The sequence below is a fragment of the Pirellulales bacterium genome, from assembly GCA_036490175.1.
Lineage (GTDB): Bacteria > Planctomycetota > Planctomycetia > Pirellulales > JACPPG01 > JACPPG01.
Map to the genome: position 1 here is coordinate 1 of DASXEJ010000332.1, position 17,490 is coordinate 17,490.

Genomic DNA, 17,490 nt, shown 5'->3' on the forward strand with positions numbered 1-17,490 from the left:
TGGCAGAATTGCAAAGATACGGATTCCACACCCACCTCGATCGGCCATAGTTATGTGGATATTGCCGTGCGGGCGGATCAAAAATCGCCAATTCACTTCACGTTCTACTGGCCAGACACATTACGCTGGGAAGGCCAGGACTACGTGGTCGCCGTCACGCACACGGATTGAGCGCGAACGCACGCCTTCGCTACTCAAAATCCCCCTCCCTGACGGGGAGGGGGTCGGGAGAGGGGTCAACCGCACAGCACCCCTCCCCCCTTGGGAGAAGATGGTAACCGTCCACCGTTCGTGGTTCGCACGCTCGGTGCGGCTATTGCGAGAAACCAATGGACGATTCTTGCGCCAAGCGCGCTGTCGCCCCGTAATGCAGTGACACGGTGACGGTCTTTTCCTGCCAACTGACCGACGGGTGCAAGGCCAAGGCGTTTTGCCCGTTCTTGGCCGTGGTCGCAAGGGCACCGCTCTCAGCCGGACGCAGCAGGTGCATGCCCGCCAACAGTCGATTCACGTTCAGCGGCTCGCGTGGCAATCGTAATACGAGGGCCGGGGGCGGTTTAATCGCCGTGACCTGGTACTCGGCATAATGTTCCAAGGTGTCTCGACCCCGCGAGACGCACAGGCAGTCCGCTTCGCTGTGAAAACGAACCTTGTGCCACCGTGCCCGTTGCTCGTCGGTGGCAGCCGCCAGATGTTCGGCAAGCGCGTGGTTCATGGCTTGGGCCAACGCTTCGACCTCGCGATCGACGGCCACTTGCATGGCCGCCGCCACGTGAGCCGAACACTCGGCTTCGGCCGCTTGCTGACTTTCTTGCACGCGTCGCCGCGCAATTCGTTCCGTCAAGCGGCCGATCAGGCGCGGTTGCTGGGCCGAGACTCCCTTGCTGACAAGCGTCGTCGTCGCCCGGCATTTGGCCCCTTGAGTGGTCATGCCCGTATGATCTAGGAACAGTTGTTTGGTGATAACGAATCGCGTGGTGGCGTCACTATCGAGCCGCACGCCGTGCGTGCTTCCAGAGCCGATCATGCGGGCCGTTCCTTCGATGCGCATCTCGAGCGCTCCGCGATCGGCGTTGGCCACGGGCGCGATTTGCAGAACGCCATCAACATGAGCCTGACCTTGGACGGGCACTTCGAGCAGCACATCGCGAAACGGTCCCTTGACGGAAAGTTTCGAGGAACGCCCGCAGGCCAGCACCTGGCTCGACATCCGGCAGTCGAAGTCATCCAAGCAATCGGCCAGCGTTAGCAAGTTAGTCGTGCGCTTGTGGAACCGGGCGGGAGCACCGGGGTCGCTGTAGTGAATTCCCAGTTCCATTGAGCCGGCCGATCGGCTGGGCCGCGCGGCATTTTGATTTGTCACAGCGGACTTGCGCACCGCGTCTTCTGCCTGCGCGATTTCTGGTAGCCAAGCGGCGTCACCCACAATGAGCAGAATTACAAATCCGATCTCACGAACCAGCAGCATTCCCTGCCGCGACTGCGGACGAACGGCTCGTGAGGATGCGTAGCAATGATCAGTTACCCGGCAGAACATAGGACGCCTCGGTTTCTCTTCGGCGCTTGGACAATCATTTGCCTTCGCGCTACTGCGATAGGAACTAAATGCCCCCTCTCCAAGGGGCAAACTGTTTTTGTTTTCGTGACGTCTGCTGAGTTTCGACAGATGATGTTTTTTGAACAAACGAGTCGGCAGACGTATTACGCAAACGCAATGCCGTAGCGCGCAGCACAAACCGGCAGCCGCGTGACAAGTTGAAGACTTTAACGGAGTTCCGAGATAAGAATGGCGCGAACGCGCTTGCCTCTTTCCACACTATTTAGCGCGGCGGTCGGTGCATAGACCACAGTTGCGCTTTTTGCAGCCAGTCGCCAGCGGAAGTGCTCGTGCGGTTATTCACGAGCATTTGGCTCGTGCAATCTTTCACGAAGTTGCACGCGCGACCGGAACGCAGATTTAGTTGCCGCAGCCCGGCATAGCGTCACATGGCGCGGGCGCGATGGCATGCCCCTTGGGCAACGCACGAGAGTGTGCCGATTACTTTGCGGCGGCCTGGGCCGCGGCGGGTGGGGCGGGCGCGGCAAGCCCGGGCGCTGCCCTGAACGAGGTTACGAGGGCACCGTCGGCGGTGTTCCAGACGCGCACCTCGCCATCGAAGCTACCGGTCGCCAGCCGTTTTGAGCCGTCGTGATAGGCCATCGAATAGACCCAGTCGGCATGCCCCTCGTAGTTGCGGACCGGCTTGCGCTCGGCCGCTTCGAATTGCCGGGCCGTCTTGTCGGCCGAACAGCAAAAGATCTGACCCGCCTGGACGACGATATCATAGACTTCCTGTCCAAAGCCGGCGATCTCGCCGATCTTGGCCGCGTCGGCCGGTTTCCACACGTGTACCTTTTTGTCACGCCCAGTCGATAGCACCTGGGTTGAATCGGCGTTGAAGGCCACGCCAAACACTTGTTCGCCATGCCCAGGATAGGTGACCAACGACTCGCCGGTTGCGGCGTCGAACATTTTGGACGTTTTGTCGCGGCTGGCCGAGGCGATTCGGGTGCCGTCGTGATTCCAGGCAATTGCCATTACCCAGTCGGCATGGTCCTCGATCACCCGTTCTTCTTTGCCGCTGGCGACGTCGTACAGGCGGATCGAGCGGTCGGCTCCGCAGGCTGCCAACCGATTGCCGGCCGGGTTGAACGCCACGCCCCAGGCCACATCCGGCATCGATCCCAGGTTGCGCACCACGGTCCCTTGGGCCGGGTCGTACAGCGTGACTTCGCCCGATTGGCCGGGCGTGCCGCCCGCGGCCGCTAGCAATGTGCCGTCCGGGTTGTAGGCCAATCCCAACACCCGCTGCGGCACGTTCTTGATGCGCCGCACGAGGGAGCCATTCGTGGGATTCCAGATTGTGATCTCGTTATAGCCGCTGGCGGCCAACTCCTGGCCGTTGGGGCTAAAGGCCAGCGCCGTCACCGGAACCGCGACACGATAGCTCTCCGGAGCGTCCGGATGAGGCAGCCGCGGAACGATCGATGCCAGGGGTGCCTTCGGGTCGGGGGCGTCGAATTTTGCCCCTTCTTCGATCCAGCGCTTGATCGTCGCGATTTGTTCAGGCGACAGCGGGTCGCCGTCCTTGGGCATTCGTTCGTCCTTGTCGGTCGAAGAGATCAACCGCAACAGCTCGCTCTCGTCGGCCTTGCCGGGCGTGACCGCGGCCGAGGTGCTGGCCCCCGGCTTGAGCAACGATTCAAACGTCGTCAGCTGGTAGTCACCTTTGGGGTCGGCCGCTCCGTGGCAGGCCAGGCACTTTTGCACCAGGACCGACGCCACGTCCTTCGAGAACACCACCGGCGCCGCAGCCGGCGCGGGTTCGTCGGCCTGCACGGCGTTACACAGCAACGTGCCGCACAAAATTGCGCCAAGAATTGCTAGACAGCCGGCCGGCAGATGGGAAAAACCGCTCGTAAGCATACGTCGAACCTCTCGCCTATGCACCGCGGCGGCCGGGGCAAAATCCGAATTGCGTCCCGGCTGGAAATAACCGCCTGCCGCCCCTATTAGTGTTGAAACAAGAACTCGTTGGCGTTCAGCAGCGCCCAGCAGACATCCTCTAGCCCGCGCATACGGTCTCCGCTGGCGGTGATATGCTTGCTGGCGGCTCCTAACTCGGCCTCGCTCGGCGGACGCGAGAGCGCGGCCAAATACAGCTCGCCCACCACGTCGTTGTCGCTCTTGCCACCGGTAACGAGCGTGCGCAACCGGTTCTTCTCGTCGCGAACCTTGGAGTGCACCAGCGGGCCGTTGATCATCTGCAATGCCTGCGACAGATTCGAATCGCTGGAACGCTCGCACTGGCAGGCCGTCTCGCGGGCTGGCTGGCCAAAGACCTTTAGGAAGTAGTTATCCACGTCTGGGCTGGGCAGCTGCGTGGCCCGGGTCCCCTCCGGCAAGCCGGCGAATTTTTCGGCCACGCCGGTCACCCGGCAGATCGCGTCGAGCAACTGCTCGGCACTCAGCAGGCGCGTGGTGGCGTGCGAAAAATACTTGGTGTCCATCCGGTTGAAATCATTCTTGCGCGAGCTGAGCTGATACGTGCGGCTGTTGAGGATCGTCCGCATGGTGTGCTTGCGATCGAATCCGTGCTGCACAAAATCCTTGGCCAGATGATCCAACAGCGCCGCGCTCGACGGCGGATTCGAATCGCGGAAATCGTCCACCGGCTCGACCACGCCACGCCCCAGCAAGTGGCCCCACATGCGGTTGACTTCCACCTTGGCAAAGAACGGATTGTCCGGCGCCGTCAGCCAGCGTGCGAAGGACTCGCGGCGATCTTCATCACCCGGCACGTCGGCGTCCCCCTTCAGGGGGAGCCAGGGCTTCATCTGTTTGCCAGTGCGCGGCTGGGTCACTTCGCCGCTGCGCGAAACCCACACTATTTGCTCTTCGGCCGTCATGCCCGGCTTCTTCTGAATGCGATTGAAGAAGGCGCCAATGCCGTAATAGTTGTCTTGCGTCCAGCGCTCGAACGGATGGTTGTGGCACTTGGCGCACTGAATGCGAATGCCCAAGAACAACTGCGACGTCGTCTCGGTGCAATCGTTGGTGTCGGCCGCCGTGCGAAAGAAATTGGCCGCCGGATTGGCATACGTGCTGCCATCGGCCAGCAGCAGCGTCTGGGCAAACTTGTCGGCCGGCATGTTGTCACGCAGGGCCGCCACCAACCAGCGATGGAACTTGTGTACGCCCGACGGCGTGACCTTGTTGCCGCGCAGCCGCAGCAGGTCGGCCCATTTCATCGCCCAGAAGTCCGCATACTCGGGCCGTTCAAGCAGGGCGTCGACCAGCTTGGCCCGCTTGTCGGCCGACTGGTCGGCTAGATAGGCTTGTGCCTCGGCCACGCTGGGCAACTCGCCGATCACGTCCAGATAAACGCGTCGCACGAATTCTTCGTCGTTGCACACTTCCGAGGGCAAAATCTGCAATTGCCGCAACTTCTCGAACACATCGTGATCGACGAAGTTGTTCTCGGCCGGATCGTTCCACTTGAACCCTTCGATGTCTTTCAGGAACACGAGCGAGGCGGTTTCCATTTTTTCCAGGTACCGCACCAGGATCGCGCTCTCGCCACGATCCAGTCCCACGACCAGGCCGTTGTTGTCGACCGTGGCCACACTCTCGTCCGAGCTGGAATAGCAGGCGATGTTGGTAATGTCGCGCACGCTGCCGTCCGAGAAGTTAGCGAGCACCAGCATTTGCTGTGTGTGCGCCGGACGGCGCAGCACTCGCTGCCGCGGATAGACCTCGACTTTGACACATTGGGGTGCGTCGGCCGGATCGGCCTGGCAACCCTGCGCGATCCAATCGTGCAGCAACTCGTAGCTGGGGTCAGTCTTCTTCAAGCGGCGACCGCCGCCGTGCGCGATCTCCATTAGCGGCTTGCGCAACAGCAAGCTGGAGTCTGGTTCGTAGACGTTGGTACGGCGATTGAAAGCCTCGCGTACCAGGGTCTCGGTATCGACGACCGGATCGTAGGCCCGCAACGACAGGCGGAAGCCCCCCTTGCCGCTGGGGGAACCGTGGCAGGCTCCCATGTTGCAGCCTTGCTTCGAGAGTGCGACCAGCGTGCCATATTGAAAGGACACGTTCTCCGGCTTGCCGAAGTTGCTCACCTCGACGGCGACTTTGGCCGTCTGGCCACCGACGGTGACCGCGATCTCGGCTTTGCCGTCGCCCACCGGCACAGCCACGCCTTGCTCGACACGGACGACCTGCTCATTGTTCGAGGCGAATTGCGCGGCCCGGGTCAGATCTTGGACTTCTCCGCCGGCATAAAAGCCACTGACCAGGATGTGCATCCGGCGCTGCGGCGTCAGCAACTGAATCGAGGCCGGCTGCACTTCGATCCGTTCGGGCGTGCCCACCACGATCGGGGCGAGCTGCACGTCGCCAGCCTGTGGTTCGGCCACGGCGCCGCGAGTACACGCCAGCACTACAGCCACCAGCGCCGCGCAACGCATCGCCTGGATCGAGAGCTTGTTTATGTGCCGCATCGCATCTCCTTCGCTTTGCTGCTGCGGGTCACCTTGCCGAGCAAGAGTTCCCCGCGCGACGACTTTCTGTTCTTCAAATGTTCGACATTCGCACGCGTCGCCACCCAAAGGGGCGTTGGCGCCCGTAGCGTGCCCTTACGGCCGGGTGATCTCCAGTGTCACCGGATCACTCTCCAAGCTGATCGCACGATCTTTGACTTTGGTCGTGGCCGTTAGCGCGAGCGCTGCTTTGCCGGCGTAGGCGTCGGCCGCGGCTGCGAGTTCCAACGCCACGTCGTTTTGTCCTTCCGGCACCGTCACTTCGGCCGGACCCGTTATGCCTGGTGGCAGCGAGCGAAAGCGAATCGTGACCGGGCCATTGGCGTCGCCAAAACGGGTCAGCTTCACGCCGATCGTCTGCTTTCCTCCCGCGGCTAACGGGCCGGCGGGAGTAGCTGCCAGCTGAATCGGCTTTACCACGCGTAGCACCAGGTTCTCGATCGCGGCCCGCTGCGGCTGATTTTGGAACGTTGCCGCCGCGGTCACGCGGAACGGATAGTCTCCCTCGGCCATCGCCAGCGGACCCGATAGTTCGATCGTGGCGTCAGGCTTCCCTTTTTCGATCGCCGCGGCCTTGGCCGTCACGCCGGGCGGAAGCCCCTCGACGGCCAGGTCGATCTTGTCGTCGAACTTGTTCAATCGGTTGGCCGCCACCTTGAAACTATTGGTGGCGACAATTTGCGGCAGCGGCACCGTCGTAGCCGGGGCCGAGATCTGAAAGAATTCGGCAAACACCGGACCAACCCCCAGCCCGATCAAGCCGTCCAAATTCGCAGGTGGATAGGCCCAACCGTTGAAGGCCGCCTTCAGCGGAACGAGCGTCGAGGCCACGGTGCGGAAATCGGCCTCGCCGATCTTCGCCTGGCCGGCGATGCGGATATTGGCGCACAACCCCGGCTCGAGCGACGCCGGCAACGTTACCCGCAACACCGTATCTTTGCCCCCTTCGGCAATCGTGTTACCGGCCAAGGTCAGCCCCTCCGGGGCGCCTTGCACAGAGAGAGTGATGGGGCCGTTGTAGTCGCGCCGGGCACAGGTCACCTTAGCCACGAACACGCCCGCCTTGGGCGCTTCGAGCTTTTCGGCTTCTACGGCCAAGGCAAACCCAGCCCGATAAGGCTCCGCCTCGATGCGATAGACATACTCAGGTCCGCCGCGCCGCAGCAGGTCTTCGACCAGCAGTCGATATACGCCATCGGCCGGGGCGGTGAAATCCAGCACGCCTTCATCCCCGGCGGTGTCCTCGGCTTCGGCCACCTGGCCGCCGTCGGCCTTGAGCATCCGCAGGTACAAGTCGCTCGGCGAACCGAGGCTGCGTGTCTTGCCGGTGAAGATCCAACGCTGACCCTGCTTGGCCTCGAACTGGTAATAGTCGCGGTCCTTCGGCACGTCGAAACGGCCATTCAGCGCTGATGGCAAAACCAGCGGCGCCGCGGTCTCGGGTGTGTCGTTCGGTTCAAACTCGATCTGCTCGGTCAATCCATCGGTGGCCAGGTTGACCATCGCCGAGCCTTGTCCGCGCGGAAACCGTGCGGCAATGGCCAATCGATCGGCCGAACCATCACTCGGTATCGGCACGGTGAACGAGGGCAGCTCCTCGGTCGAATATCCGGCCAGTTCGACCTTGGCTCCGCTCCCGCGTCGTCCGCCCAACGGGTATGCAGTCACCGACAGCGGGAAGTTCCCCAATCGCAACCGATAGCGGTGCGTTCCGCCCCCTTGGTACCGGATGTCGCGCAGCTCGAAGTAATAGGTTCCCGCCGCTGGCAGCGTGTAAGCCAACCGGCAGTCGGCCCCAATGCCGGGGGCATCGTCGCTATACGCCAGCTCGCGCCCGCTCGCGTCCAATAGCCGCAGGACTGGGTCCAACGGATAGCCCAAACGTCGGGCCACGACCTCGGCCGTCACCCGCTGCCCAGCCACGCCTTGGAACTTGTAGTAGTCGAAGCTTTCGGCCTCGCACGCGCCGTCGACCGCGCTGGGCAGTGCGAGTTCCTGCGCCGTGGCGATGGTTTTATTGCTGCTGTTGTCCAAAGCGCTCGGCAGGTCGTCGACCATTACCAATCGCACGTTCGAGATTCCTTGGCCGGTGGCCAGCCGCAGCCCGTAAATGCCGACAGGCACCGTCGGGGGAACAGTAACCCGATAGCTGACCTGGCCGGCTTCGGTGCCATTCTTTTCCAAGGCCGGGGTCAAAGCTGCTTCGGTGGGCATGCTCCACCACACGCCCGTCGGCGCTGCCAATCCTCCGCCGTAGAAGACCACGTCAGTCGGTTGCCCCGAGATCAAAGCGGCCGGGATCGTGTGGCTGATCGAAGGAGATTGAGCAATCGCCCGGGTCCCCATCACGCCCCAGGAAATGGCAACAAATGCCAGCGCAACGACTGCCAGCAGTCGCGCACGCACTACGCTCGCGATGGATCGAAACGCGCTCATGTGAGAAACCAACTAGGGCCTAATGTGATCGCACTGTCAGGGCGATCGCAGGTCAGCACGGCAGGACAATTCAGGCGGGTTCGTTCGCACCGTGGTCAGCCCAATGCGTTGCACGCATTAAAACTACGGCACCAAATTCGTCGTCGCGGTAGGATTGCTGGTCGTGGTCGGAAGGCGCTTTTTTTCCCCCTCGCGGCACCCTCACTTCCCATGACCTTAAACCGCCGCGCCGGGGGTTGTCAAACAATTACCTGTATTTATGCGTCTATGTGAAGAGGGGTAAGAGAGCGCGCCCCTGGCAGATCGATAGTGGGCGTCCAAAGCGATCCGCCAGCTGCATCGCCGGGTCGATCCCCAAGGCGTGATAGATCGTGGCCGCGTAGTCCTGCGGAGTGGTGGGAAGCTCGGCCGGGTACGCCGCGTGAACGTCGCTGGCGCCGTAGACCGCGCCCCCGTGTATGCCGCCGCCGGCCAGCAGTCCGCTGTAGCAGCGCGGCCAATGGTCCCGCCCAGCACTGCCGTTGGCGATCTGCGGCTTGCGTCCGAACTCGCCGACCCAGGCTACGATCGTCTCGTCCAGCAGGCCCCGTTGTTCCAGATCCGAGAGCAGGGCGGCCAACGCCTGGTCGGCCGGCGGTATCAGGTCGTCCTTCAAGCGGTTGAAGTTATTGCCGTGTGTGTCCCAGAAGTTCCGGCCGTCGTTGTGCCAATTGATCGAGACCAACGACACGCCGTGCTCGACCAACCGTCGCGCCAGCAATACCGACTGCCCGTGAATGTTGCGGCCGTAGGCGTCGCGAACCGCGGCGGGCTCGGCCGAAAGATCAAACGCTTGCCGGGCCGCTGGCGAGCCCAACAACCCGAGCGCCTGTTGCTTGAAACTATCGGTTCCGGCATCGGCCGCCCTCTCGGCGATATGGCGCTGCTGGTCGATCAGCGACAACAGCGATTGCCGGCTCTCCAGACGAGGCAGGTTGATGTCGTCGTGTAGCGCCAGTTCGGTAACGCGCCAGTCCGTGGCATTGGGGTCGCCACTCAACAGCATCGGATCGTAACGCGAGCCGAGCCAGCCGCCATTCTGTCCGGGGGCCCTACCGCCCGGAGCCGCCGGGTGCATGGCCAGCCACGGCAAAGTCACAAACGGTGGAACCGCGCGATCGGCAGGCTGCCCGGTGGACGTTGCGCGCATGCGGGCGACCACCGAACCGACGTGCGGGGTATCACGATTGCTAGGTGGCTCAGCATCACTGTTGATCACCGGCGCCAAGTGGCCGGTCAGTGCCGTGTGGCCACTCGACAGATGCGCCGGATCGCTGTGCGACAAAGACCGCACGATCGCCAGCCGATCCGCGAGCCTGGCAACGCGCTGAAAATGCTCACTGATCTGTACGCCGGGCACGCTGGTGGAAATCGGTCGGAACGAGCCGCGGATTTCGGCAGGCGCGTCGGGCTTGGGATCGAACGTATCGAGCTGGCTCGGTCCGCCCCACATGAACATAAAGATGCAGGCCTTGGCTCGTCCGAAGCCTGCTAATGCCGCGGCGCCTGGCGACGCCGCCATAGCCTGGCGTGCCCACAACGAATCGAGCCCTATTCCCAGGGCGCTCAGGCACCCGGCTTGCAAAATGCGCCGGCGTCCCAACTGCCGCGCCTGAAGAAATTCAGCGCAGCCGTGAACGCGTGCGGTGGATGGTTTCGGGGAAGGCATGGCGGTGGGTCGAAGGTGGCGGGACGCCCGGCAGACCTCGATCGCCGCAGCGACGGAGCAATCCATCCAAGCGCGTTGATTGATTGTAGCAGTCTGTTACAAACCGACACAACAGCTTTCCCGGCCCCGGCCGGCGCGACGGACCATGTGTTGCAACGGACGTCCAGTCGGTCGCCCGGGAAACCTTCTTAATCCGACGCGGGCGTGCCAATCCCGGGCTCGCTTGGCGAACCGCACCGCCGTTCACGTCAGTCGCGGCACCCAGAATTGAACTACTCTTCTAAATGGCGGGGGACCCGGGGCCGACCCCACCCGGTTGCACCCGGGCCGTCAGCACCGATAATGCGGCACAGACTACCTAAGCGCTTCAGCCAGACCCTGCCGATTTCAGGAGAGACCTCGATGATCGTTCGCACCTTCAAGCGGCCCACGGTTATAACAATCTTGACGCTGCTGGCCGGGCTCGTGGTTTCGATCTTGATCAACCAGCCCCCCAAGCCCGCCACCGCGGACGACACCACGGCTTCGGCCTCGGCGCCGTCGGGCGAGCGATTCTTCGAGATGCGGACCTACATTGCCAACGAGGGGAAGCTGGCCGACCTGCACAAGCGCTTTCGTGATCACACGAACCGCTTGTTTCAGAAGCACGGCATGACGCTGGTCGGCTACTGGACCCCCGAGCCCGACGCCAAGGGCGAGCTGACACCCGAAGCCGCCAACACCCTGGTCTACATCCTGGCGTATCCCAGCCGCGAGGCTCGCGAAGCCTCGTGGAAGGCCTTCATGGCCGACCCCGAATGGCAAGCCGCCTACAAGGAGTCGCACAAGAACGGCGCGCTCGTGGGCAAGGTCATCTCGCAGTTCCTCAAGCCGACCGACTACTCGCCCATCAAGTAGTTGAGGCGCTAGTCGGTATCGCGATCGGCCATCAGCAGTTGTCAGCCGCGGGCTGCGGAACATGGCAGGCTGCGCACTCTCGCGCATCAGCATGCTCGCGCATTATCTTTTGCTTGCGACGGCACTCGGGCTGGATAAGCTACGTAACGAGTCTGTGGATCAAGCCCCAAACACAACGCGCGTCGGTCGTAGTTTCCCAACCCATGAACAAGAGGGCATTGCCATGACACCTCAGGAATTGCTTGGCGTCATCGTTCGCGCGTTTGGGATCTTGATGACTTTTTCTGGTCTGGCGGCAATATTCCTTAATCCGATCGTCGGCGTCCTCTATGCTGCTGCCGGCATCGTAGTGGTTTCCATGGCGGACGCGATCGTGCGCGTGGCCTATTGGAGTCCGCGAGGCCGGACGGCGCAGGTCGATCGCTAAGCGACGGGCCTTCAATTCCGAGGGGTGCTGCCGCGGCTGATTTCTCGGCCAGAGGCCGTCGTGGGTTTGCGATAGAATTCGTCGCATGACCGCAGACCCGCCCCTGACCTTCGCGCGGACAGAATTGGACAGAAACCCCCTTATCTCCCGGGAAATCTGCGAACGTCAACGTCAAGGACGTCGTTTTTTTGATCGGTGAATAATTCCATAAATTGAATAATTCGCCCGTCGACAGGGTCAATTTTTTGGGGTATTCGCCCCACACGAAGCGGGATCAAGTGAGAAGCCTGTGCATGATCGGGCTTTTGAATCAGCGAGAGGCGTGGCCGCCCACATCCGGTCGAGAGCATGCGGCCCTACAAAGAGGGGCCGATGCCGGCCGGCTTGCCCGTGGCCGACACCGGGGGCGGTCCAAAGCGGCGCTCGCGGTAGATCTTCAACCCGCGTGCCGCATGGTACAGCCCGCCGCATTCCAGCTCGTACTCTTTGGTGTCTTCCAGCATTTCGCACAAATACGAGACGGCTTCGACGAGCCAGGGGGCGGTCAACTCGTTGTCTGGCACGGCGATCGCCAGGAATTCGAGCGTGTGGCCAGTCGTGCCGATGCGTTGACCGATATCGCCCGTGGATCGCGGCCCATTGAAATAGTCGGACGAGAACGATCCGTCGGGCTGTTGATAGGCTCGCATGATGGCAATGGCGCCCGAAGGTTCGCCATAGACTTTGTCGTAGGCCGCCTTCCAGCCGCCTGTCAGTTCCTTGCCGGGATTGGCTTTTTGGTAACGCTGCAAGGCCACGGTCAGAGCGGTCAGCCGGTGCATGCCGCCGCAGGCACTGCGGCGCAGGTCGGCGTTGGCTTCCATCCCGACGACCCGCTCGATGGTCCAGTCGCTACCGTTCTTGGATTTCCATTGCGCGTCGAGCGGCAGGTAGGCCGTAAAACCCATCAGCGACCAGGTGGCCTCCATGCCGTCGTAGATATCCCATTGGGCCTGCGTGACCAGATCGTGAATCGTATAGGTCTTGCCGCCGACCTTGATGGGCGTGGTATCTGGCAGACCGATGAGGGACAAATAGCCGAGCCACTGATCCTCGTGCCCTTGGCCAGTCTTGCTACCGGATTCGAGAGGTGCCTCGAGCCCCTTGTCCCCCGGAATCAGATTCCAGCCCGACAGCCGACCCCCTTGTTGCAAATAGGCGAGCGCCGACGTCGGCTTGCCCTGGATCTCGAGTTGCAAATCAGGACCAAAAGCCAGGATGCCGTGTACCACCTGCCAGGCGGCGTTGCTTTCGGCCACCAGGTGGCGTCGTGCGGTCAGCGCTACGGCACTATCGATACGATCGCGGTGGGCGTCCCCTTCGGTCGCCAAGGTTTGCTTCTGAGCGGTCGAAGCCCGTGCACGCGGCATATCGTTCTCGCCGCAACCGCTGAGCGGAACCAAGGAACCAATCGCCAACAGCGCACAGATCAGGCGACCACGCGACAGACCGGAACCTTGCGACGCGGGAAGGGAGGGCATGGTGAGTGCTCGCTTGCAGCGCAGGGGGGAGGCTGCGGTTGGGTGGGTCCTTCCACGCGGGGGGAGGGCGATCCGATGCCCTAGAGGGTGGCAATATCTCGCCGCGGGAAACATAGCATGCAGAAGCAACCGAAGCCAATCGACCGGCGGTTTTTGTCGCGCTGGCGCCTGCCCGGACCTTCCCGGACGGGGGAACCCGAGCCAACAGAAGTGCATGACAAGCAATGGGATACAGCGATCCGTGGTCGCCCGGCAACCCGTTGGGGTCACGCTCCGTAGAATAAGGGAGTAGAATCTCCCTCCAACAACCACAAATCTTCAACGAATGACTTCTGGACCTGCGTAGCTCGATGTGAGCATTTTGGCAGGGCCAAGGAAACGGAGTGATACGGCGATGTTCTTTTTTGATATTCACTATTTGATGTATTTGGCGCCGGCGATCTTACTGGCCATGTGGGCCCAGATGCGGGTGCATTCGGCCTATGCCCAGGCACAGCAGCAGCCGGCTCCGTTGAGCGGCGCGGCGGCGGCCCGCCATGTGCTGGACTCGGCCGGTTTGCAAGACGTGCAAATCGAACAGATCCCGGGCCAGCTGAGCGACCATTACGACCCGCGGCAGAAAGTGCTGCGACTGAGCCAGGACGTGTACCAGAGCCGGTCGCTGGCGGCCGTCGGCATTGCAGCCCACGAAGCAGGACATGCGATCCAGGATGCCCGTCATTATGCACCGCTGACGATTCGCAACGCGGCAGTGCCGGTGGCGAACTTTGGCAGCGGCTTTAGCTTCGTGCTGTTTTTTATCGGCATGTTCGCACATTTGCCGATGTTGATCACCGCCGGCATCATACTGTTCGCTGGCGTGGTGTTCTTTCAGGTCGTGAACTTGCCAGTCGAATTCGATGCCAGCAATCGCGCCAAGGAACAATTGGTGGCGTTGGGCATCGCCGACCGGGACCAGATGGTCTATGTGAATCGCGTCCTGAACGCGGCTGCCTGGACCTACGTCGCGGCGACATTGCAGTCGGTCCTGACGCTGCTGTACCTGATCAGTCGTTCCAGCGGCAGCCGCGACTAGCACGGCGCCGCCGGCCATTCATTGCCAGGCGCGCCGCTAGGGGGCCGCGGCGGGCGAGTCGCTCTGTAGGTACTTCATCAAGTCGCGTACCTGGTCGGCATCGAGTTCGTCGAGAATCTTCTCAGGCATGAGGGACTGATTGGCGCGCTCGGTGGCCTCGATCTCGTCCTGGGTCAGAGTCGTGCGCTGGTTCTTCGCGTCGAGGATCGTCACCACAGGCGGCGAGCTTTCCACGATCAAGCCGGTCAGCACCCGCCCATCTTTTGTTTGCACGACGTAGTTGAAGAATTCCTTGCGAATGACGGCGCTTGGGTCGACGATGCTGGTAAGCAGGAAATCGCGATTCTTGCGCTCGGCCCCCGTCAGGTCTGGGCCGACCTTGTTCCCCTCGCCGAAGAGCGTGTGACAGACGCCGCAATGTTTTGCGAACAGTGGCTTGCCGCGCAGCGGATCGCCCGACGTAAGGTTCATCGACACGCTAATGCCGTGGATCCTGGCGCGTTTTTCGGCCGGGGTTGCCTCGGCCACCTGCCCCCAGTGTTTGGTCATGAGCTCGGCGAGCCGTGATTCCTTGAAGAGGGCGATCTGCCGCAACTGAGCGGCCGAGATTTCTTCAGGCTTGAGTTCGCCCCTGTCTACGCTTTCCAGCAATTCCATGGCCCAGGCGGCGCGGCCAGCAAGAAGTGTCTGCGCCCGCACGCGTGCGTCGGCCGGGAATTTGGGCAACTGCGCGAGCACGAGTCGCGCAATACGCGGGTCAGAGAATCGTTCCAATGCCGCTAGCGCTGCCGATTGAATCGCCGCCGGCTCTGCGTCATCAAGCAGCTTGAGCAATGGATCGATAGCCTGCGGCAGTGCTGCTTGTCCGACAATCTCGATCAACGACAGCCGGTCGGCCGTGGGCACGTTGCGATCGGCCAACACGACCAACGCCCGGCCAAGCGCCTCTTCGCTACCAACACGAATTGCAAAACGAAGCGCCGACGGGTTTGTTTCGTGCTCGATCTGCAGATCGCGGACAACCGCCGCTAGCTGTTGAGGAACCGCCTCCAGCCGGCGACCTTCGAGCCCCTTCTCCATACCTGCGATAAGCAAATCGCGTTCTGGTTTACCGGGAGCCGCTGCCATTAATCGTGCACCGGCGGCAAAATCCTCGGCTGTGCCGCCAGCGGCATATCGACGCGCCAAACGCTGCAGGATAACTGTACGGGTGAGCGGATGTGTCCAGGCATCGCTGGTGGCGAACAAGCCCAGCACGCGGTCACGATCAGAAACAGCCTTATCTTCGACCGACCACCACAGCAGGAGCGGGATATGGGGGTCGTTGACGTCTTCGTCGTGTGCTAGTAATGCCGCGGTGACCGGTAACCCCTGCTCGGCCGGTAGTCGCTTGGCAGTACATGCTAATTGGCTGCGTACTATAGAACTGTCGTCGTTGCGGGCAATTGCGATCAGTTGCGTAGCCAGCGGCTGCGAAACGCGTTTGTCGTCACCGAGCAACCGGACGGTCCAGGTGCGCAAGTCTTCCGCTGGGTGAGCGAGCAACTCGCTGGCAATCGCCTCATCGAATCCGCCACTCGCGTAGAGGGCCCATAATGATTGCAAGGCGAGCGGCGCATCTTCGCACTGCAAGGCCTGCTTGCGCAACAGCGGCCAAACCGCAGCATCTTGCCGCTCGGCCAGCAGCAGCCGCGCCTCGCGTGCATACCAGGCATTGCGATGGGAAAGCAACTCGACGAGTTGCTGGCTGGACAGCTTTGCCAAGTCCAATCCGGCAGCGGCCTTCGTTCCGTCAGCGACGAGTTTGTAGATGCGTCCGTTCGAGCGATCCCAATCATCCTTTGGATCGACATGATTGGCGCGCTTGTCGTACCAGTCGGCAATAAAGAGGCTACCGTCAGGCCCTACGGTGGAATCGACGGGGCGGAATGATTGGTCTTCGGTCGTCAGCAAATCGCCACCGAAACGATTCACGAAGCTCGAACCGCGCCGCTCGATGGAGTGCCAATAAATTGCGTTGGAAAGAACATTGGCAGCCAGATACTGGTCCCGCAAGGCCTCGGGGAACGCGCCCCCTTGATAGACCACACCACCAATGGTGACGTGCCCTCCTTTAAAACCGGTGTACGGTACATGGTCGAAATAGCCGTAAGCGTGCGGATTTTGCAACTCGCCGTGCTTGGCGAACCCTTTGACGTAATACGCTCCTTGCACTTGATGGAGCATCGCTCGATCGCCCCAGTTGGTGCCCGCGATCATGTTGCCGTGGCGGTCGAAGTCGGCTCCCCACGTATTGCCGCCGCCTTCGGCGAAAAGTTCGAAGGCGTGGGTCCGAGGATGGTACCGCCAGATCCCTTGTTGAAAAGTGATGCCACGAATATGAGCCGTCACCGTGCTCCCTTGGGCTCCATACAACCAGCCGTCCGGACCCCATTGCAGACTGTTGGCCAGCGCGTGCGCGTCTTCCAGGCCAAAACCAGTCAACAGCACCTCTGGATCGCCATCGGGCGCGTCGTTGCCGTCTCGGTCTGGATAGAAAAGCAAGTACGGGGCTTGCAGGACGAACACCCCGCCATGTCCAATCGCCAGACCGGTCGTTAGGTTCAGACCGTCGACGAAGTCGTGGGTCCTGTCAGCTTGGCCGTCACCATCGACGTCTGTGAGAATCGTGATGCGATCGGCTCCTCGCGGTCCGCGCGGAGGGGGCTCCGGCACTCGGTCGTATTTTGTCCGCAAAAACTGATCCACCTGGACGGCAGTTAGCCCGGCGGGAGTCGGGTATTGCAGGTACTGGATAACCCACATGCGCCCGCGGCCGTCGAAACTCATGGCGACGGGCTGCCGGATCTCAGGCTCGCTGGCAAAAAGTTGCACGCTAAAGCCGGGTGCGACATGGAATTGTGCCAGTGCCGCTACCGGAGAAAGTCCGTCGCCACGCGCCGCTTGGTTACCGCCAAATAGCAGTGCAACAACTGCTGCGGCGCACTCAAGGGTTCGACCGAACCAACGGAGCCGCGTCGTGGCGTGTGACATCGGAGCACATAACATGGAAAGATCATCCTGACAGAGGGATGCGGCCAATCGGCTGTGGGAACCGGGCCAGGAGCAGGAGGGGTGACGCTTGTCAGGTGGAGCTATTCAAACACATAATCCGCCGACCCGCCACCGCGTGGGGGCAAACGGTTGGACGCGGCAGCGAAATCAGCCCGGAACGCGATCCTGAGCTTCCGCGCAGTATAAACCAAGAAATTGGCAGTTGCAGGCAGTTTTCTTAAACGGTGCGGCAAGGGAGCGCAGGCACGCCTGTCGGTTATTGCCGGCGACGGATCAGCGGCAATAGTCG

10 protein-coding genes are annotated in these 17,490 nt (G+C 61.9%); 3 read left to right on the plus strand and 7 right to left on the minus strand.

All coding sequences use genetic code 11. The features are described from left to right. Window positions 1–313 precede the first annotated feature (313 nt). The 5 genes from VGG64_24985 to VGG64_25005 all read right to left on the minus strand — a co-directional run bounded on the left by VGG64_24985 (window position 314) and on the right by VGG64_25005 (window position 10,228). Window positions 314–1,468, minus strand: coding sequence for a hypothetical protein (locus tag VGG64_24985; protein HEY1602884.1), 1,155 nt, complete (start codon window positions 1,466–1,468; stop codon window positions 314–316). A 570-nt stretch (window positions 1,469–2,038) separates the two neighbouring features. After that, the gene (locus tag VGG64_24990; protein HEY1602885.1) at window positions 2,039–3,466 is read right to left on the minus strand and encodes a c-type cytochrome domain-containing protein; all 1,428 of its coding nucleotides are present in this window, start codon (window positions 3,464–3,466) and stop codon (window positions 2,039–2,041) included. Between the two features lie 86 nt (window positions 3,467–3,552). Then, window positions 3,553–6,045, minus strand: a complete 2,493-nt coding sequence (locus VGG64_24995) for a DUF1553 domain-containing protein (GenBank protein ID HEY1602886.1) — start codon at window positions 6,043–6,045, stop codon at window positions 3,553–3,555. A 135-nt stretch (window positions 6,046–6,180) separates the two neighbouring features. Next, the gene (locus VGG64_25000) at window positions 6,181–8,520 is read right to left on the minus strand and encodes a pre-peptidase C-terminal domain-containing protein (GenBank protein ID HEY1602887.1); all 2,340 of its coding nucleotides are present in this window, start codon (window positions 8,518–8,520) and stop codon (window positions 6,181–6,183) included. Between the two features lie 265 nt (window positions 8,521–8,785). Continuing rightward, the gene (locus tag VGG64_25005) at window positions 8,786–10,228 is read right to left on the minus strand and encodes a DUF1501 domain-containing protein (GenBank protein HEY1602888.1); all 1,443 of its coding nucleotides are present in this window, start codon (window positions 10,226–10,228) and stop codon (window positions 8,786–8,788) included. 402 nt (window positions 10,229–10,630) lie between these two features. Between VGG64_25005 and VGG64_25010 the strand changes: the two genes are divergently transcribed. Further along, the gene (locus tag VGG64_25010) at window positions 10,631–11,125 is read left to right on the plus strand and encodes an NIPSNAP family protein (protein HEY1602889.1); all 495 of its coding nucleotides are present in this window, start codon (window positions 10,631–10,633) and stop codon (window positions 11,123–11,125) included. Window positions 11,126–11,348: 223 nt separating this feature from the next. Next, window positions 11,349–11,552, plus strand: a complete 204-nt coding sequence (locus VGG64_25015) for a hypothetical protein (protein HEY1602890.1) — start codon at window positions 11,349–11,351, stop codon at window positions 11,550–11,552. Between the two features lie 356 nt (window positions 11,553–11,908). Here VGG64_25015 and VGG64_25020 read toward each other — a convergent pair whose 3' ends face one another. Then, window positions 11,909–13,072 carry a hypothetical protein gene (locus tag VGG64_25020; protein ID HEY1602891.1) on the minus strand — a complete coding sequence of 388 codons (1,164 nt, stop codon included), beginning with the start codon at window positions 13,070–13,072 and terminating at the stop codon, window positions 11,909–11,911. A 394-nt stretch (window positions 13,073–13,466) separates the two neighbouring features. Here VGG64_25020 and VGG64_25025 point away from each other — a divergent pair, with 394 nt between their 5' ends. Further along, window positions 13,467–14,147 (plus strand): zinc metallopeptidase, encoded by a 681-nt coding sequence (locus VGG64_25025; GenBank protein HEY1602892.1) that lies wholly within the window; start codon window positions 13,467–13,469, stop codon window positions 14,145–14,147. A 36-nt stretch (window positions 14,148–14,183) separates the two neighbouring features. On the opposite strand, the gene VGG64_25030 is transcribed toward VGG64_25025, so the two are convergent. Further along, window positions 14,184–17,195, minus strand: coding sequence for a PVC-type heme-binding CxxCH protein (locus tag VGG64_25030; GenBank protein ID HEY1602893.1), 3,012 nt, complete (start codon window positions 17,193–17,195; stop codon window positions 14,184–14,186). Between the last annotated feature and the right edge of the window lie 295 nt (window positions 17,196–17,490).